Raw genomic sequence first — 18240 nt, forward strand, 5'->3', positions numbered from 1 at the left:
CAGACGGGGTCGCGGTCAGGCGAACCCTCGTCTGCCAAGCGCACGCCAAGTGTGAGGACAAGGAGATCAGATCATGCCCCTTTCCTTCCACTTCGCCCAGATCGCCTGCATCGCCTTCTCGGCCATCGCGACCGCATCCTCCGGCGTATCGTAGCCGGTCGCCACCTTGGCGAACATGGTGTTCAGCGTCCAATTGCCGAAGGCTTCGTCAATTGCAGCGTTCGAGTAGCCGGGATAGCCGACATTGGTCGCCCAATCGAGCACGTCCTGCAGCACGGAATACTTGTCGGGCGGGACTGCCTTGGCATCGGTGGCGACCAGCTCCTTCAAGTCGGGCACCGTGTTGGCGAAGCAGGGGAAGTTGTAGAACTGGCTCGCCTTGAAGGCCACGCCGAAGTTGTTGATGTAGTCGACCAGGAATTTCTGCGCGCCCTTGATGTTCTGCGAGAATTTCCAGATCACATAGCAGTCCATCACGTGCTCCAGCCCGATGCGCCGCACCGGGCCCTCCGCCGCCTTGGCGAGCGCGATCTTCTCGTGGATCGGCAGATTGGTGTTCTCGCCGGTGCGGGTAACCGAAATGGCGTTCAACACCAGCGACGATCGGCCGGCGAGCATTTGCCGGTTGTTCGACGAGGCGTCCCAAGCGAGCACTTCCGGCGTCATCGCCTCTTCGAACAGCGCCTTGACGAACTTGAGCGCCTCGACCGTCTGCGGCGAATTGATCGTGAGATTGCCCGTCTCGTCCTGCTCGTGCGCACCGAACGAATACATGATGGCACGCATCGCCATGGCGGTATCGAGCTCGGCTGACAGTCCGATGCCCACAGGAGTGCCGGTCGCGTCCTTGATCTTTTTGCCGCCGACGCGAACATCCTCCCAGGTATTCGGCGTCATGGCGATGTCGCCCCACAAATCGGAACGATAGTTGACCGGGTCGGGCACGAAGCTGTCGGAAAACGCAAAGTACTTGCCGGTCTTCGGATTGAAGGTGCTCTTGACCGCCAGGTCGACCGGCTTGCCGTAGGTCTTTTCGCACTCGGCATAGACGTCCTTCATGTCGACCACCTGATCCTCATAGACCGAGGGCGGCGAAAGGAACATCACAAGATCATGACCCTGCTGCGCGGAGACTTCAGCCGCCGCGCGCGAGGGAATAAGGGCGAGATTTATGTTGTCGACGACAACTTCCGTGTCGTTCTCCGCACCCCATTTCTTGACGTATTCGGTGTTGAACCAGGTGTCGTAGGCCGGAACGAAATGGCTCCACTGCAGGATCTTCAGCGTGCTGGCGGCGCTGAGGGGGGTCGCGTGGAAGAACGGACCAACGCTTGCGGCGATGCCAGCGGCGGTGGCGGTCTTGATCACATCGCGGCGCGACGGGCCGCGGCTCTTGCGGATTTGCATGCTTGCCTCCCTTGGAAGTTCATTGGAGATTCTCTCCGTGAACGTGACGACAGGCTTTTCCACTCCCGACGCCGGGCAACCTGTTCGTCCAATGCAGCCATGATGCACCGCACGCCTGATGGCATCCGTTCGGGACAGATCAGTCTGCACGCTCCGAACAACGATCCAAAGGGTCGTCAGCGACAATACCGGGCGTCTCGGCTCCAGGTCAGCAAGCCACTTCCGTGGCGACCCGATCGCCCATTCTGCTAGGTCGCTTTCGCGTCAATTAGCAAATACTAACATTGCTCAAAGGGTTCCGCATTGCTTTTTTGGCGCGTGGCGCCCTCGCGGGCGGTCCTCCTGGGCCAAATGCAGGCGAAGCACAGGTCGTCCGGACCCGCGAACCGCCAGACCTTCCTGGGCGAGATCATCAGGGGAGGCATTTGGCGAGAAATGCCACCTCATCGTGCACTCTGCCGACCTTCCGAGAGATCGACGCGAAGGTCCAGAACGGGTCACGGGCGTGAATTCAACCGAGGGCAGGTGAATTTCCAAATGGGATCGAATGCGGACTCCCCCCGGAGGGTACCAGACGTCGGACTTTCACCGGTTGAGCGCCGCGCATCCATTTGGACGCGCAAAGGACACTCCATCACTTGTGATCTACGCATCGTGATCACTTGTGATCTACGCATCGAATCGAGATGCGACGTCGAGACGGGCAGCGGACCTACTCGACGGGCGAAAAATGGAAGACCGTGAATGCATTAGCATAGGTATAGGCGGGCTCGCCTGCGCCGTGGGTGCGCCGATAGACGGGGCCGCAGCGGGGCCGGCCGAGCAGCACGTTCTCGCTCTGCTCGCACAGCATGTCCCGATCGACAAAGGCGGTTCCCGTGACGATTTGTGTCGGCGTCCGAAATGCCGTCTTGCCGTCGCGACCGAATTGCAGGAGAGCCGACTCGCCCGCTTCGGTCTGTCCCCGCCATGTCCGCCCGAGGGCGAGGCGCGAGATGTCCTCCCCCTTCAGCCTGTCACGATCGTCACCGCGAAAGTCAAAGGGCCATTGGGGAATACCGGCTTCACGCATGGCGTCGAGGACGCGCTCGAGGTCCTGACCATTGCGAAAATGGGCATACTGAACACGCCAGAGCTCGATGGAAATAAGGGGGGTCGTACGGCGCGCCTCCGCCGCCACGGCGCGGGCCTCGCTCAAACGACCGGCGCGGGCATAGGCCGCGGCGAGCAGACCAGAGATGCCGACCTCACCACGCAGTGCTTCGGCACGGGCGCGCTCCAGGGTTTCAATGGCCCGAACGTAATCGCCATGCAACAAAAACGCCATTCCGGCAACTTGCCGTTCGCTCATTGAGAGGTTGGGGTTGAACTTCTGCGCGGATTCGATTGCAGCGACCGCGTCGGCATGGCGGCCAGAGAAAGTGAGGACCAAGCTCAGCACCGCATGTGCCTCGGAGTCGCTGGGCCCCAGCGCTACTGCCCGGCGAGCAGACACAAGTGCCTCCTCATATCGGCGATCCACGACCTGGAGACCGGCGAGGATGGCATAGGGCCGCGAAGATTCGGGATTCAGCTCCAGCGCGCGGCCGGCCTTCTCATAGGCCCGTTTCCGCGCCACGGGACCCGGCAAGATGTCGTCAAAGACGTTGCGCCAGATATCGACAGCGGTGCGCGCGTCCGCGGCATAGGCGTCGGCGAACGCAAGATCAAGCATGGTCGCTTTCGTATAAAGCTGCAACGCTTCCCTTAGAAGACCGGTTCTCGCCGCCTGCTCACCACGGAGATAGTAGTCGTAAGCTTCGAGGTTCGCGGTTGGCGGCCGCGCCAATTGCTCTTGCTCCGACCCCGTCGGCCACACGCCGAGCGCCTCGACGATATGTCGGACCACCTCCTCCTCGATTGCAAAGACATCTGACGCGTTGCGGTCGAACTCCTTGACCAGCAGGTGGTCGCCAGTCGCCGTATCGATGAGATTGGCGTTGACATGGATCCGGTCAGCGCTTCGCCGGACGCTGCCTTCCACGACGTACCGGACATCGAGATCGCGCGCCACGTCTCGCAGGATGCCCGGTCGGCCCTTGTACGCGAAGACCGAATTGCGGGCGATGACGACGAGCCCCGACAGCTTGGCGAGGTCCGTGATGAGATCGTCGGTGATACCATCGGCGAAGTATTCCTCCCCGGGATCGCCGCTTAGGTTTGCAAACGGCAGAACAGCGAGCGATGGCGTCTCGGCAAGCGGCGGGCCGCTTCCCCTGTCCCTCCAAGCCATGAATGCATAGAGTGCTCCAACGCCAATCAACACAATTGCTATGAGACCCGCAATAAGCCCAGGCGTGATTCCAACGCGGGCGATCTTGACTGGAGAGCCTGAAGCAGAAGTTATCTCCCCGACAACTCGGTCCACAAAGTAGTCGTCCCTCGCACCGCTCAGATAATCGAAGGGCATGATGGCTACTGACGGCTGACCCCGCCGCTCGGTGGCCACAGCCGCGGCTGCAATTGGGGACTGGATTTCCCTGTAGAGCTGCTCGGTTTCCAGTTCCGGATGGACACCCAGCTCGCGCTGCAGCCAGTCACGGCAGATCTGAAACTGGCGCAAGGCTTGCCCGCGCTGGCCCGCCCCAGCGTAGAGGCGCATCAACGCCCGGTGCGTTTCTTCACGCAGCGGATCGAACTGCAGGAGACGCTGCGCAGTCTTGATCGCAATCTCACCTGATTGCGAGGCGACCAACCGCGCCAGGACTTCAATGGCAAGATCATGCAGGCGCGTGCGTTCAACCACCAGCCAATCTGCAAAGCCGCCTTCCGGCAGGGTTAGTCCGACCAGCAAATCGCCGCCATAGAGTTCGGCGGCGCGTTCCAACTCGCCGGCTGCGGCGAGTTGTTCGAACTCGATTGCGTCGACTTTGATGGCCGTCAGATCAAGGGTGATCGTCTCGCGGTCAGCAAGCACAACTGCTGGCTCGCCAAACGCCCGGCGAATCTCGGCGAGAGCCTGCCGCAGGCTGGCGCGCGCCTGCCTCTCGTCGCGATCGCCCCACAACAGAGCTGACAGTTGCTCCCGCGACCAACCCTTCGGGGGTGAGAGCGCCAGACAGGCGGCCAGCGCCCTGAGTTTCCTGCCCGGAGGTGTAAGGTCCCGTCCGTCCGCCGTTCTGATCTCGAAACCACCTAGCAGACGCAAATAGAGTGAGACCCCACCTCGCATGTCCATCGCGGATCTGCCTGTCGGAATGAGTGGCCTGCATTGAATTTTACGCGCAATTTACGGCAGCAGCAATTCCAGCTTACGGAGAGATGACGAGCACGTGCTTCAATCTACCCATAGCGAATACATCGAGAATGGGCTTCAGGCACAGAGCCAGGCTTGTTGCGAGAGGCAAAACCAAGCATTGGGGCTCCGCCTCTTATTCTCTGCGCGTTTGACGCCGCGACGCTCGTTCAGGGAGAGCATCATGCCTGATCTTTCACGCAGGGATTTCGTCATCACAGGCACTGCGGCAATCGCTGCGTTGACCGCATCACAGGCCATCCCGGTTCATGCTTTCCCGAGCCAACCGGGCGAAGAGGTTATCCCTTGGCTCGATCAGCCGCCAGCAAACCCGGTGCCGGACGCGGTCGCGAACCAGCTTCAGTGGGAGCAGCTGAACTCGTGGCTGACACCCAACGACAAGTTCTTCAGCATTGCCCACTACAACCGCCCGGTAATCGATGCGGAGACATGGAAACTGGAGGTCGGGGGCTTGGTCAAGCGGCCGCAGGCCTTCACGTTGAAGGACCTCATGGCACGGCCGCGGCAGGAGGTCGTCTTCACGCTAGAATGCTCCGGAAATCACGGGCACCCATGGTTCCTAGGAGGAATCGGCACAGCGAAGTGGGTGGGAACGCCGCTCGCTGCCGTTCTCGCGGAAGCCGGCGTCTTGGAGAATGGCATCGAAGTGGTCTTCTTCGGTGCTGATGCCGGAGAAGAGATCGTTTCGGCATTGGCAAGCGGACCCGTAAAACGCGATATCAAAATGCGGCAACACTTCGCCCGATCGATGTCGCTCGCCGACGCTATGAATCCCGATAACCTGCTCTGCTACGAGATGAACGGCGCACCGCTTCCGCCGCCCAACGGGTTTCCCATGCGCCTCATCGCGCCAGGTTGGTACGGCATCGCCAATATCAAGTGGCTAACGCGCATCGAGGTTCGACCCAGGCGCCTAATGAACCGCTATATGGCGCGTGACTACGTGACTATTCGCAAGGAGACGCGCGATGGTGAAACCGTCTGGACCGAAACCTCGGTCGGCCGTGCCTTACTCAAGTCGGTAGCCGCCAAGGTCACCCGCAAGAACGGGCAATTTCGCATCATCGGCGCTGCTTGGGGCGCCCCCATTGACCGGGTGGACGTGCGGATCGACCAAGGGCCCTGGCAACCGGCGACCATCGATCGTAGCGAACAGGCCAAATATGCATGGACGATATGGTCTCTGGACTGGAAAGATCCCTTGCCGGGAGAGCACTCGATTACCGCGCGCGCCATTGACACGACAGGGCAGATGCAACCCGCCATGGACGATCCGCAGATCGCCAACAAGCACACCTACTGGGAAAGCAACGGTCAGGTGACGCGACGCATCCGGATGTGACGATGACTGCGAGGAGCGAGAATGCAATGAAGAGGCCAATTTCCGTCACCATCCTTTTCGCCGTCAGTTTGATACTTGCGCAGGCACCGCAGAGTGGTACCGCGTCAGCCGCTGGATCAAGCGAGCCGCAGGTTTGGCAGTGGAAAACATGGGTCATCGATAGTCCCAACCAGTACCGCGTTGCTGCTCCACCCGATGTCGCCGCCACGGCGGTCGAGATCATGAAGCTCAAGGACATGGTCCCGCAGCGCACGTCTGCTGCGCTTGATACCATTGCCTATTGGGCTACCGTCGGCCCATCCTACCGGTGGAGCGAAATCGCGGTTAACGAGGCCCTCCAGCACGGTTTGAGCAGCCTTATTGCAAATCGCGACCTGTCTCTGCTCCATGTCGCCATCTATGACGCGATGGTCGCCGCCTGGGACAGCAAGGATGCCTACAACCGTCCGAGGCCCAGCGCTTTCGACAGTACGCTCAGTAGCGTAGTGCCGAATCCGACGAGCCCATCTTACCCATCGGAGGAGGCCGCGGCGGCCGGAGCGGCAGCGTCGGTTCTAGCCTACGTCTTTCCTGACCGCGCCGAATTTTTTGCGGAAAAGGCCGAGGAGGCGGGCCGTTCGCTGCTCATTGCGGGTATCGCCTATCCGAGCGACGTGAGTGCGGGCTTCGAACTCGGGCGCAAGGTGGCGACCGAGGTGATCGAGCGCGGAAAAGCGGACGGCTCCGATGCGAAATGGACCGGGAGCGTCCCGACCGGGCCGGGCAAGTGGAACGGCACGAACCCGGTTCTGCCGATGATGGGAATCTGGAAGCCTTGGGTCCTGTCCTCGCCGAGCGAATTCAGGCCAGAGCCGCCGCCAGCCTATGATTCTGCCGAGAAGGCCGCCGAGCTATCAGAGCTCAAGCAGTTCAAGCGGACACCTTTGACCAATTCCATTGCGTCCTATTGGGAGGGGGCTGCCGGTGGTCCGCGGTTCTTTCAATACTGGAACCAGCAGACCAGCATGAAGCTGCTGGAATACGGCCTTGGCGCCGATCCAGCGCGAGCGGCGCGGGCTTACGCGCTCGTGAGCATAACCTTGTATGACGCCGGAATCGCCTGCTGGGATGCCAAGTACGCCTACTGGGCGATCAGACCGTTCCAGCTCGATCCCAACTTTAAGCCGCTCTTCACCACGCCGAACCACCCAAGCTATCCCGCTGCCCACGGCTGCTTCTCGACGGCGGCGGCGGCCATCCTAGGCTACTTGTTCCCGCGCGATGCGGCCGCCTTCGATGCGCTTGCGCTTCAAGCCAACGAATCGCGCATCTGGGCTGGAATCCATTACCGCAGCGACACGGTCGCCGGCCGTAATCTCGGCTTGGCGGTGGCCAACAAGGTGATCGAGCGCGCCCGCCAGGACGGTGCCGAGTGATCATGACAGTAGGGGCGCCGAACCAATCCCGACCCAATCCGCTTGCCGCTTTCACTAGGCAGGCCCGAGGCGTATGATGTTTGGCCTTTCGAAGGCGCGACCATGCTTCGAATCGTTATGATAGCCGTTGTGCTGATGGCGTCGATGGGCGCTGCAGCGGGCGCCTCCCTGTTTGACGCTGTGAGCGCCGGTGACATCGCTGGTGTCGAGCGCCTGCTGGGAAGCGGAGCCGAAGTGGACAGCCGTGATCGCGACCAAGCTACGCCTCTGATCGCTGCCGCGCTGAATGACCAGCCGGGCGTTGTGGAGCTTCTACTCAACAAAGGTGCTGACGTGATAGCGCGTAACGCCGGAGGCTTCACGCCGCTCCACGCGGCCGCTTATTCCGGCAGTGTGCGAATTGCAGAACTGCTGTTGGGCAAGGGCGCCGTCCTCGAGGACGCTGCCAACAAGGCTGGCGTGACACCGCTGATGGTCGCCGTGGAAGAGAATCACGTCGCCATGCTCGAACTGCTTATCGCCCGGGGCGCTGATATCAACCGGCCAGAGAGTCATGGGTACACGCCGATGACGCGCGCCGGCTTCAAGGGCCATAGAGACATCATACGGGTGCTCAAACGCCACGGCGCTGTCTGCCCGCCGGCCGAGGTCAATGGCGCCTCGTTGTGCATCGAGATGAGGGACTAAACGGAGGACGGAAGATGTACGGGGCAATCCAAAAGTACGTGGTCACCCCGACTCGGGAATCAGCATTTGTGGCGACATTCTCGATCACCTTGATGGTCGGTTGCGTTCCTACCCTCGCCGACTCCGTCAATACGGGCTATTTCGGCGGTGTCGCGATCATGGGCTATGACCCGGTCGCCTACTTCACCGAAGGGCGGCCGATGAAGGGGTCCGAGGAGTTCTCCTATGACTGGTTGGGGACCCCGTGGCAGTTCGCGAACGGCAAGCACCGTGAGCTCTTCATCGGTGACCCAACCAAGTATGCGCCACAATACGGCGGCTACTGCGTCGGGGAAGTGGCCGACAAAGGGGCCACGATCAATATCGATCCAGAAGCGTGGGCGATCATCGACGGCAAGCTGTACCTCAGTTACAGCAAGGAATACATGGCCAAGTTCAAGGCCCGCCCGAGCGATGCCTTGGCAGAGGCCGAGGCCAATTGGCCCGCCGTCAAGACTCAGCTTGAGCAAGACGGGTTCCAGTGATGGCCAATCGAGGTGCGACGTCGAGACGGGCAGCGGACCTACTCGACGGGCGAAAAATGGAAGACCGTGAATACATTAACATAGGTATAGGCGGGCTCGCCGGCGCCGTGGGTGCGCCGATAGACAGGGCCGCAGCGGGGCCGGCCGAGCAGCACGTTCTCGCTCTGCTCGCACAGCATGTCCCGATCGACAAAGGCGGTTCCCGTGACGATTTGTGTCGGCGTCCGAAATGCCGTCTTGCCGTCGCGACCGAATTGCAGGAGAGCCGACTCGCCCGCTTCGGTCTGTCCCCGCCATGTCCGCCCGAGGGCGAGGCGCGAGATGTCCTCCCCCTTCAGCCTGTCACGATCGTCACCGCGAAAGTCAAAGGGCCATTGGGGAATACCGGCTTCACGCATGGCGTCGAGGACGCGCTCGAGGTCCTGACCATTGCGAAAATGGGCATACTGAACACGCCAGAGCTCGATGGAAATAAGGGGGGTCGTACGGCGCGCCTCCGCCGCCACGGCGCGGGCCTCGCTCAAACGACCGGCGCGGGCATAGGCCGCGGCGAGCAGACCAGAGATGCCGACCTCACCACGCAGTGCTTCGGCACGGGCGCGCTCCAGGGTTTCAATGGCCCGAACGTAATCGCCATGCAACAAAAACGCCATTCCGGCAACTTGCCGTTCGCTCATTGAGAGGTTGGGGTTGAACTTCTGCGCGGATTCGATTGCAGCGACCGCGTCGGCATGGCGGCCAGAGAAAGTGAGGACCAAGCTCAGCACCGCATGTGCCTCGGAGTCGCTGGGCCCCAGCGCTACTGCCCGGCGAGCAGACACAAGTGCCTCCTCATATCGGCGATCCACGACCTGGAGACCGGCGAGGATGGCATAGGGCCGCGAAGATTCGGGATTCAGCTCCAGCGCGCGGCCGGCCTTCTCATAGGCCCGTTTCCGCGCCACGGGACCCGGCAAGATGTCGTCAAAGACGTTGCGCCAGATATCGACAGCGCTGCGCGCGTCCGCAGCATAGGCGTCAGCAAAGGCAGGATCGAGCATGGTCGCTTTCGCGTAGAACTGCAACGCTTCCCGGAACAGGCCGGTTCTCTCTGCCTGTTCGCCACGCAGATAGTAGTCATAGGCCTCGAGGTTCGTGGTCGGTGGCCGCGCTATCTGCTCCTGCTCCGCTGCCGTCGGCCGCACGCCAAGAGCCTCGACGATGTGGCGGACCACCTCGTCCTCGATAGCGAAGACATCCGCCGCGCTTCGGTCGAACTCTTTGGCCACCAGATGGTCGCCGGTTGCCGTGTCGATGAGCTTGGCATTGACGTGGATCCGGTCGCCGCTTCGCCGGACGCTGCCTTCCACGACGTACCGGACATCGAGGTCGCGCGCCACATCCCGCAGAACGACCGGTCGACCCTTGTACGTGAAGACCGAATTGCGGGCGATTACCACGAGCCCCGCCAGTTGGGCAAGGTCCGTAATGAGATCGTCGGTGATACCATCGGCGAAGTATTCCTCCCCGGGATCGCCGCTTAGGTTTGCAAACGGCAGAACAGCGAGCGATGGCCGATTGGGCGGCGCGATCCATTGCCAGACCAAGAGGGCCGCGACGGCGGCGATGACGAGTGCACCCACCGCCCCCAGAATTAGCGGTCGAGCGCCCGCGTTGGGGGTTGCCCCGATGACTTTCCCGGCCGCCGCGGGGTCGAGCAGGACGCGATAGACACGCACGGGATCGGCGATGTTCTTAACGCGTTGCTCACCAAGACAAGCGAAGCCTACATCGGCCTTGTGACTGGTCTGATCGAAGGCGCTGCCGGAGATCATCACGCCGCCTGGGTCGGCAAGGCTCTGCAATCGATCGGCGATGATCACGCCGTCGCCGTGAATGTCGTCGTCCTCGAGGATCACGTCGCCGAGATTGACGCCAACGCGAAACACGAGCCGGCGGTCGGCCGCAACGCCAAAGTTGCGCTCGGACTTGGCGCGCTGGACTTCGACCGCGCAGCGTACCGCATCCACCACGCTGGGGAACTCCACGAGTAGCCCGTCGCCCATGGTCTTGACCAGGCGCCCATGATGCGCGGCGATTCTCGGCTCAAAGACCTCGCGCAGATCGGCTTGGAAGCGCGCGCGCGTACCTTCTTCGTCAGCTTGGCTCAGGCGGCCATAGCCAACAACATCAGCGATCAGGACGGCGGCAAGCCGGCGATCCATTCCTTGCCCTTCGCAAGAGCGACCACGCCGCTGCTATGAAGGCAAGATTACGCCGAGGCCCTTGCGATCTCAATCATGGTCGGCGCGAGTCTCTGTCACCGTTACGTCGCTTCGGAATTGAGCGCCTTGACAATGGCTTCGATAGTGTTTCAGCCGCGCGTTGTGATGGCTTCTCCGGAAATTCGCCGGCGCGCCCAAGTGTCGCTTTCCATCCGAATACAGTGCCTGGCGCATGCCGGTACGACACCTAATCGGAACGGCCTAATACGGCGCTCGCGCTGGTCACCGAACTCTTCCGCGACTGGCATCGTCGCTGGCCGGCGACGCTCGGGAACCGGGAGTAGTGGTATATCGGCAAGTGCGCGAATCTGCGGAGTCAGCTGGCAAAAGGCGCCGAAAACAGCCCGATCAGCACCGGGTCCGAATGTCTGCTCCTTCTTGGATCGCGACATACGTTTCGGTTGTAGGCAAGGGCGGCTTGGGGTCATGAGCGTGAATTCAACCAAGGGCGAGTGAACTTCCAAATGGGATCGAATGCGGAGTTCCCCTCGAGGGTACCAGACGTCGGACTTTCACCACTTGAGCGCCGCGCGCCCGTCTGGACGCGCAAAGGACACTCCATCACATGTGATCTACGCATCGTGCTTTCCGAAACTCGAGCACGGTTTTCGGGCCGATGCGGTAGCTACCTCGCCGAAGCTCCGCCGGTCACAGGCCGCCGAAAGATCCGGCTGGTCACCATGCCCTTCGCCACCAGGCGGCCCGCGTCGTCGCGCACGGTAACATCAGACACTGTCTGGTTCCGCCCGCGCTGGATGACGAGCGCCTCGGCGGTGAGATCACAGCCGTCCGCTGCGGCCAGATAGGCGATCGCCAGATTGGCGGTCGCTCCGCCGACGGCATCACCGTCGGCAAGGCCGGAAGCGGACGCCGCCGCTCCCGTCACGTCCACCAGGGTCGCGATCGCGCCGCCATGGACGATCGATCCCACCGTCGCGAGTTGCGGGCGGAACGGGAGCTTCATGACCACCCTGTCCGTTTCCGCCTCGACCACCTCGATCCCCAGCGGTGCCGCGAAGGGCGACTTCGCCAGGACATCCTCGATCCATCCGCGTGCGATCGCATGCATTGCCGTCCTCCTTCTGCGGGGGTCAAGCCGCCGCCGAACGGCGCAGGCCGACGAATTGCAGTTCGGCAAACAAGGCTACGGTCAGCGCCTGGGCGGTAACGAAGGCGATACCGAGAACGTTGGGGGCCACAGAGCCGGAGATCAGCAGCCCGAAGCTGGCGACCACCCAAAGGACGTTGATGGCGATGATGTCGATCAGGACGAGGCGGGAAACCGTCTGGCGCCGCGCCGTGACCAGGAGAAGGGCGACGAAAGGCACGAGCGCCACACCCGCCCAGAAGAGAAGCCCTTGCGGCAGTCCCAGCAGCGGACCGAGCAAGCCGGCGCCGGCGACCATGATGATGGCGGTTGCGCCGGTGGCCAGCGTGTCGGCGATCAATGCGTTGCGCAGGAACGGGGAAACAGAAATCGACATGGGAATTTCTCCTTGGCGTTGCTCTCTTCGGTTGCCGGCGGCCTCGCATCGGCTGATCCGATGGCGGAGAACATCGCATCCCGTCCGAAGCCGGGCGATTACGCTTGAGGTAATAGAATGACCACCGCCGATCGGTTAGCTTCGTGGCATGGAACAGACGGATGACACGGTCGGCGGCATGATCCGCCAATGGCGCACAAGGCGGCGCATGAGCCAGCTCGACCTGGCCGCGGAGGCCGAAATATCCCAGCGGCATCTGAGCTTCGTCGAGAGCGGCAGGGCGGCCCCGTCCCGCGAGATGGTGCTGCATCTGGCCGAGCGGCTCGACATACCCTTGCGCCAGCGCAACCGGCTGCTCCTGGCCGCAGGCTTCGCGCCCAGCTTCGGCGAAAGGCAACTCGAGCACCCCTCGCTCAGGCCTGCGATGGACGCGATCGAACAGGTCTTGAAGGGACACGAGCCCAATCCGGCGCTCGCCGTCGACCGGCACTGGAACCTCGTCAGGGCCAATGGCGCGATTGCTCCGTTCATGGCCGATATCGCGGAGGCCTCGCTGCTGGCGCCGCCTGTCAACGTGCTGCGGCTCAGCCTGCATCCAGGAGGGCTCGCGCCGCGTATCGTCAATCTCGGCGAGTGGCGGGCTCATCTCCTGGAGCGGCTGCGCCGCCAGAACGAAACCTTCGGCGATCCCGTGCTGGGCGAGCTGGAAGCCGAATTGCGGACCTATCCCGGCGCGCTCACGCGCGGCCCCGTCGTCCACGACGAAGGCACCGCGATCGTTCATCCGCTCAGGATCAGGATGGGAGACGTCGTTCTTTCGCTGATCAGCACAATCACCGTATTCGGCACGCCGGTGGACGTCACGCTGTCGGAACTGGCGATCGAATCCTTCTTCCCGGCCGACGAGGCGACCCGTTTCGCCTTGCAGAAGATGGGACTGCCTTCAGCCTAGCGCTGAAAGGCTGACGCATCGAGTGGGAAGCGGTCATTCAGGGGTGACGCGTTGCACGACCGCTTCGTGCCATTGAGTGGTCGTTGCCCTGCCGATCGTCGAATGAATGTTTGGGGCGCGCGAAAGGGGCTGGCAGCTTCTGTCTTTGCAACGACGACTGCTGACCTCTTGACGAGTACCGGGTTTGCAAACCGACCCCGTTCGGACGCCGGCCCCGCCCGACGAAGGTCGGAGACGACCCTTCCCGGCAATTTCCTGATCCTCCTGGACTTGACGCTGGCCTGCCGCAGTTGAGCGTGGCTCGCGTCTGCCGCATCGTCCTTGGTACCTCCCGCTTGTGGTGCGGAACCCTCTACGTGGCCGGGTTGCAGGGGCCGATCGCGAAATCGGCCCCGTGCTCCTATTTCACCAGTTCGACCTCGCTCGGCCGCCAGCTCTTGTCGAAGAACGGCTCGAGCGGGCTGTAGAGGCGCAAAAGGGTGAACCAGCCCTTCTTGGGGTCGGTCTGGATCCAGTTGCCGCGGGCCACGCCTTCCGGCTGCTCCGGCGCGAACCACACGGTCGTCGAGCCATCGGCATTCGCTTCCGCCGCGGGTGAAGGGAACGACTGGCTGCCGGCTCGCGGATATTTCTGCGGCGTTGCCAGCATTGACCGGCTCTGGTTGTCGTAGAGCGTGAACGACCAGAACGCGGCGGCAGGAATGCCTTTCGGCAGCGTCACCTTGTAGGTCCTGGCGCCATCGAAATAGTCGCCGTTCGCGTCCTTCATGGAACCTAGATATTGCGAGCCGACATTGGTCAGGCGCATGACCATTGCCGGGGTGATGCCGGTGGCGATGTAGAAGAACGCTGTCCGCGCCTGCATCCGTCGGTAACCACTTGCCGGAAGCGGCTTGGCGCCCTCCGCCGTGATCTCGGGCGGCGGAGTCTCGAATAGATAGCCGCCCGCGAACAGGGGGTTCCACCACTGAGAGTCCTCGTAATAGTAGACACCCGAATATTCCGGCTCGAAGCCGAGCGTGCGGCTCGTTGCATTGGCAAGCGTTACCGCCTCGGTCAGTATCTTCTTCATCCGCTCGTCCGGCGCGAACGGCTCGCCCTTGACGATTCCGATTGCTGCGATCGGCCCCATCAGTTCGGGATCGATCACGGCCGCCGGCTCAGCCTGCACCAGGTCGTTCAGCATCTCGAAGTAGCTGTAGTCGTTCGGGGGCACGGTGTTCATCACGAGCCCAGTCCCCTCGTGGAACACCGGCGACTTGGGCTCGGCGTCGCGGCTGAGCTTGACGCCACCCTCAAGGAACCGGCCGATCGACATGCCGACACCGCCCTCAGGATATGGATAGAGCTTTGTCGTCGCCTTGATCTCGTCTACCACGGGCGCGGGATCGTCGTTCTGCAGGAAGGAGCGGCCGAGCACCAGAACCCGGTTGGTCCGCGAACGGGCAACGTAGTATCCACCATCGGGCAGAAACCCGTCGTAGCCGGGTCCGACGAGGAGGTACTTGCCGCCTTCGCCGCGGTCCGGGCCGGGGCGGCCGAAATCGGTCACCCAGCGAAACCACATGTCGTCGATTGTGCCGAGAGCGCCAGGGGGCGTCTCGAGCACCATCGGTCCGTCCGACAGGTTCACGAACGAAAAGTAGTAGATGGTGTCGGCATTCGCCGTCAGGAAGATGGAATTCGCATCCATCAGCTTCGAGAACAGGATGAACTCGTTGTCCTTGATGCCGGCTGACTCCATGCCCTGTCGGATCGCCTCGACACTCACGCCCTGCAAGGTATCGGTGAAAGCGCGGAAGGCGTACGTGAAGTCGAGATTGTCATAAATCGCCTTCGCGGTATCCGGGTCCGGCACGCCATCCCTGAAGGTGAGCGTACCGATCCGGGTCTCCACGCTGTCGGGCGTGGTGATCGCCTGGGGCATCTCGGCCATGGCACCGCCGGGCGTGCCGGCGGTGAGGAGCGCGACCGCAGCGGCCGCAAACATCTTGTATAGCATGGGTCTGTTCTTCTCCCGATTCAGGATGAAATAGGAGCGGCGGTTGCCCGCCGCCTCGCGGTTCAGTTGACCAGCTCGACTTCGCTCGGCCGCCAGCTCTTGTCGAAGAACGGCTTGAGCGGGCTGTAGAGGCGCAGGATCGTGAACCAGCCCTTCTCGGGGTCGGTCTGGATCCAGTTGCCGCGGCCCACGCCTTCCGGCTGCTCCGGCGCGAACCAGATCGTGGTCGAGCCGTCGGCGTCCGCCTCGGCCGCCGGAGACGGATAGCTCTGGCTGCCGGCGCGCGGATAACGCTGCGGCGTGTCGAGCATCGAACGGGACATGTTGTCGTAGACCGTGACGGACCAGAAATTCTCCTCCGGAATGCCCTTCGGCAGGGTTACCTTGTATGTCTTGGCGCCATCGAATGCGTGCTTGTCAGCATCCAGCATGGTCCAGAGGTAGGTCGAGCCGATGCCGGTCAGCCGCATCGCCATGGCGGGCGTGATGCCGGTGACGCCGTAGAAGAAGTTGCTGCGCGCGTTCATGGTCCGATAGCCGGTCGGCGGGAAGGGCTTGACACCCTCGGCGGTGATCTCGGGGATCGGCGTTTCGAATTCGTAGCCGGTCTGGAACAGATAGTTGATCCACGACGAGTCAGGATAATAGAACCAGCTCTCGTCGCGCGGATGCATGAACAGCGTGCGCGACGTCGCGTTGGCGAGCGCCAGCGCCTCGGTCATGATCTTCTTCATCCGCTCGTCGGGGGCGAAGGGCTTGCCCTTGACGATGCCGATCGCCGCGACCGGGCCCATCAGTTCGGGGTCGAGCGCGGTGGCGGGCTCGCTCTGCACGACCTCGTTCAGCATCTCATAGAAGGTCCAGTCGTTCGGCGGCACAGTGTTCATCACCTTGCCGCTGCCTTCGTGGAACACGGTGGCGGGCGCCGGTTCGACGCGGCCAAGTTTCGCCTTGCCGGCAAGGAATTCGGCGATCGGCGTGCCGACGCCGCCTTCTTCGTATGGATAGACTTTTGTCGATTGCTTGATCGTCTCCACCACCGGCTTGGGATCGCTGCCGTTCTCGAGGAAAGAGCGGCCGAACCACAGGACCGTGTTGGTGCGCGCCTTGGCGACGTAGAATCCCCCCTCTGGCAACGGCCCGTCATAATCCGGGCCCACGATCAGGTATTTGCCGCCTTCGCCACGGTCCGGCCCGGGGAGTCCGATGTCAATCACCCAGCGGAACCATGCGTCCTGCACCGCGCCGAGGAACTTTGGCGGTGTCTCGACGACCACGGGACCCTTGCTGAGGTCAAGGTACCCCATGACATAGACCGTGTCGGCATTGGCCGTCAGGAACAGCGATTTCGCGTCCATCAGCTCGGAGAAAACGAGCACATCGTTCTCCTTCATGCCGATGTCCTGCATGCCTTTCTTCAGGGCATGTATACTCACGCCGCGCAGATTGTCCATGAAGGCGCGATAGGCGTAGGTGAAGTCGAGATTGTCGTAGAGTTTGTTCGCGGTCTCCGCGCTGGGAGCCCCGTCCTTGAACTTCAAAGTGCCGATACGCGTCTCCACCGTGTCTGGCGTCGAGATCGATTCGGGGATAGGGGCCTGCGCCAGTACGACGCTTACCTGTCCGGCGAAAAGCAGCGCGCCTGCGCAAATGGATAGTCGCTTCATCTGATCGTCTCCTCGTTAACGTCACCCGCGACGGGGCAAGCCGGTGGCCAGTTCCCCCCCCGGGCTACACTGTGCCATGCCGCAGCGTCATGTCATTTCGCGACAGCGAGCCTTCTCCCTCAACCGACGGAAGTCGGAAGGCGACACCCCCGTCCACTGCCGGAACGCGCGCGTAAAATTGGCCGAGTCGGCGTAGCCGAGCTCGAAGGCGACGTCGATCACCCGCCGCCTGGGATCGTCCAGCAGTCTCGCCGCCGCCACGAAGCGGACCTCGGCGAGAAGCTGTGAAAATTCGATCTCGCTCTCGGATAGTTTTCGCTGCAGCGTTCGGGAATGCAAACGCAGCGCCTCGGCGATGGAGTTCAGATGGGTGTGGCCCTCCGCCATCAGCGCCGCGATGATCTGCTTCACCGACCCGACGAAATCGTTGGCCGGGGCGGACGCCTCGAACGCTGTCAAGTCACGCTCGGGGGTGGCTGCGCCGCCGAGGGGCCGGACGAACGGCAGACTCAGCAATTCCACCGGAAACATAATCCCGCAGACTTCTCCGACGCGCACATCGGCCGTCCCGAAGGCATGCCGGGTCACCGCGACGTCATGTCTTGGCGTGATCAGTACGGCCGGCGGCTGCCATTGCGGTCCAGCGACGAGCCGGACAAGGTCTCGCATCAGGAACAGCGCGCACTGCTGCGCATAAAGGCTGCCAGGCCCCGTCTCATAGAGATGAGTATGCAGGAACTCGACATTCCCGAGCGAGCGCCTCCACCACAGCCGCTCGGCCGAACTATAGAGCGCGAAGGTCGAACGAACCTTTCCCAGGGCATCGTGCAGGGTAAGCGAGCGCAGCAGACTCCGACCGAACGCGCCGAGCCCTTCGACGGTCGCCGCCCGACCGACCACATATCCCAAATCCGCAGCATCGGCGGAGCGTGCGCATCTGGCCAGGAAAGCATGGGCAAGGTGGATCGGAACCAGCGCCTCGACATTTTTAGCGGCGACGGCCGGAAGCAGCGTGTCCCCAAATTCCTGTTGGAAAGCAGCGCCCTGTCGCTCCATGTATTGAATGAAGGGTAGGTAGGCACTCACGCGCACTTGGGGAACCGGCTGCATGTGCTGTCCTTGGATTTGCGAGCCACCATATAAGGACATCATGACAAATGAAACTCCGCGATCCGAAATCCAGAGTACTTACTCTGTGCAT

At 62.4% G+C, this 18240-nt stretch carries 13 protein-coding genes; 5 read left to right on the forward strand and 8 right to left on the reverse strand.

The features are described from left to right. Positions 1 to 66 precede the first annotated feature (66 nt). A complete protein-coding gene (locus tag JN302_RS28530; protein ID WP_202329950.1) occupies positions 67 to 1407 on the reverse strand; it encodes an ABC transporter substrate-binding protein in 1341 nt (446 codons plus the stop codon). Between the two features lie 712 nt (positions 1408 to 2119). Continuing rightward, positions 2120 to 4453 carry a BTAD domain-containing putative transcriptional regulator gene (locus JN302_RS28535; protein ID WP_202329951.1) on the reverse strand — a complete coding sequence of 778 codons (2334 nt, stop codon included), beginning with the start codon at positions 4451 to 4453 and terminating at the stop codon, positions 2120 to 2122. Positions 4454 to 4865: 412 nt separating this feature from the next. Between JN302_RS28535 and JN302_RS28540 the strand changes: the two genes are divergently transcribed. The 4 genes from JN302_RS28540 to JN302_RS28555 all read left to right on the forward strand — a co-directional run bounded on the left by JN302_RS28540 (position 4866) and on the right by JN302_RS28555 (position 8670). Next, positions 4866 to 6044: a sulfite oxidase gene (locus JN302_RS28540; RefSeq protein ID WP_202329952.1), complete on the forward strand. Its 1179-nt coding sequence runs from the start codon at positions 4866 to 4868 to the stop codon at positions 6042 to 6044. A gap of 26 nt (positions 6045 to 6070) precedes the next feature. Next, positions 6071 to 7459 (forward strand): phosphatase PAP2 family protein, encoded by a 1389-nt coding sequence (locus JN302_RS28545; RefSeq protein ID WP_202329953.1) that lies wholly within the window; start codon positions 6071 to 6073, stop codon positions 7457 to 7459. Between the two features lie 102 nt (positions 7460 to 7561). Continuing rightward, entirely contained in the window at positions 7562 to 8146 is a 585-nt protein-coding gene (locus JN302_RS28550; RefSeq protein ID WP_202329954.1) for an ankyrin repeat domain-containing protein, read from the forward strand. Between the two features lie 14 nt (positions 8147 to 8160). Then, entirely contained in the window at positions 8161 to 8670 is a 510-nt protein-coding gene (locus JN302_RS28555) for a YHS domain-containing (seleno)protein (protein WP_446720683.1), read from the forward strand. A gap of 38 nt (positions 8671 to 8708) precedes the next feature. On the opposite strand, the gene JN302_RS28560 is transcribed toward JN302_RS28555, so the two are convergent. The 3 genes from JN302_RS28560 to JN302_RS28570 all read right to left on the reverse strand — a co-directional run bounded on the left by JN302_RS28560 (position 8709) and on the right by JN302_RS28570 (position 12418). After that, positions 8709 to 10874, reverse strand: a complete 2166-nt coding sequence (locus JN302_RS28560; protein WP_202329955.1) for an adenylate/guanylate cyclase domain-containing protein — start codon at positions 10872 to 10874, stop codon at positions 8709 to 8711. Between the two features lie 685 nt (positions 10875 to 11559). Then, positions 11560 to 12003 (reverse strand): PaaI family thioesterase, encoded by a 444-nt coding sequence (locus JN302_RS28565; RefSeq protein ID WP_202329956.1) that lies wholly within the window; start codon positions 12001 to 12003, stop codon positions 11560 to 11562. Positions 12004 to 12025: 22 nt separating this feature from the next. After that, positions 12026 to 12418: a hypothetical protein gene (locus JN302_RS28570; RefSeq protein WP_202329957.1), complete on the reverse strand. Its 393-nt coding sequence runs from the start codon at positions 12416 to 12418 to the stop codon at positions 12026 to 12028. Between the two features lie 148 nt (positions 12419 to 12566). On the opposite strand from JN302_RS28570, the gene JN302_RS28575 reads away from it, so the two are divergent. Further along, positions 12567 to 13370 carry a helix-turn-helix domain-containing protein gene (locus tag JN302_RS28575; protein WP_202307578.1) on the forward strand — a complete coding sequence of 268 codons (804 nt, stop codon included), beginning with the start codon at positions 12567 to 12569 and terminating at the stop codon, positions 13368 to 13370. Positions 13371 to 13770: 400 nt separating this feature from the next. On the opposite strand, the gene JN302_RS28580 is transcribed toward JN302_RS28575, so the two are convergent. The 3 genes from JN302_RS28580 to JN302_RS28590 all read right to left on the reverse strand — a co-directional run bounded on the left by JN302_RS28580 (position 13771) and on the right by JN302_RS28590 (position 18149). Continuing rightward, positions 13771 to 15372, reverse strand: a complete 1602-nt coding sequence (locus JN302_RS28580) for a DUF1254 domain-containing protein (RefSeq protein WP_202329958.1) — start codon at positions 15370 to 15372, stop codon at positions 13771 to 13773. Positions 15373 to 15434: 62 nt separating this feature from the next. Then, entirely contained in the window at positions 15435 to 17039 is a 1605-nt protein-coding gene (locus JN302_RS28585) for a DUF1254 domain-containing protein (RefSeq protein WP_202307580.1), read from the reverse strand. A gap of 87 nt (positions 17040 to 17126) precedes the next feature. Beyond that, on the reverse strand, positions 17127 to 18149 hold the full coding sequence (locus tag JN302_RS28590; RefSeq protein ID WP_202329959.1) for a helix-turn-helix transcriptional regulator: 1023 nt from the start codon (positions 18147 to 18149) through the stop codon (positions 17127 to 17129). Positions 18150 to 18240: the final 91 nt, after the last annotated feature.

The sequence above is a fragment of the Mesorhizobium sp. L-8-3 genome (assembly GCF_016756615.1).
In the GTDB taxonomy this organism is placed as follows: Bacteria; Pseudomonadota; Alphaproteobacteria; order Rhizobiales; family Rhizobiaceae.

Bases quoted from the DNA above. Each gene is read 5' to 3' on its own strand.
- JN302_RS28530 (WP_202329950.1), bottom strand. From the start codon at position 1,407: ATGCAAATCCGCAAGAGCCGCGGCCCGTCGCGCCGCGATGTGATCAAG.
- JN302_RS28540 (WP_202329952.1), top strand. From the start codon at position 4,866: ATGCCTGATCTTTCACGCAGGGATTTCGTCATCACAGGCACTGCGGCA.
- JN302_RS28545 (WP_202329953.1), top strand. From the start codon at position 6,071: ATGAAGAGGCCAATTTCCGTCACCATCCTTTTCGCCGTCAGTTTGATA.
- JN302_RS28550 (WP_202329954.1), top strand. From the start codon at position 7,562: ATGCTTCGAATCGTTATGATAGCCGTTGTGCTGATGGCGTCGATGGGC.
- JN302_RS28555 (WP_446720683.1), top strand. From the start codon at position 8,161: ATGTACGGGGCAATCCAAAAGTACGTGGTCACCCCGACTCGGGAATCA.
- JN302_RS28560 (WP_202329955.1), bottom strand. From the start codon at position 10,874: ATGGATCGCCGGCTTGCCGCCGTCCTGATCGCTGATGTTGTTGGCTAT.
- JN302_RS28565 (WP_202329956.1), bottom strand. From the start codon at position 12,003: ATGCATGCGATCGCACGCGGATGGATCGAGGATGTCCTGGCGAAGTCG.
- JN302_RS28570 (WP_202329957.1), bottom strand. From the start codon at position 12,418: ATGTCGATTTCTGTTTCCCCGTTCCTGCGCAACGCATTGATCGCCGAC.
- JN302_RS28575 (WP_202307578.1), top strand. From the start codon at position 12,567: ATGGAACAGACGGATGACACGGTCGGCGGCATGATCCGCCAATGGCGC.
- JN302_RS28580 (WP_202329958.1), bottom strand. From the start codon at position 15,372: ATGCTATACAAGATGTTTGCGGCCGCTGCGGTCGCGCTCCTCACCGCC.
- JN302_RS28585 (WP_202307580.1), bottom strand. From the start codon at position 17,039: ATGAAGCGACTATCCATTTGCGCAGGCGCGCTGCTTTTCGCCGGACAG.
- JN302_RS28590 (WP_202329959.1), bottom strand. From the start codon at position 18,149: ATGCAGCCGGTTCCCCAAGTGCGCGTGAGTGCCTACCTACCCTTCATT.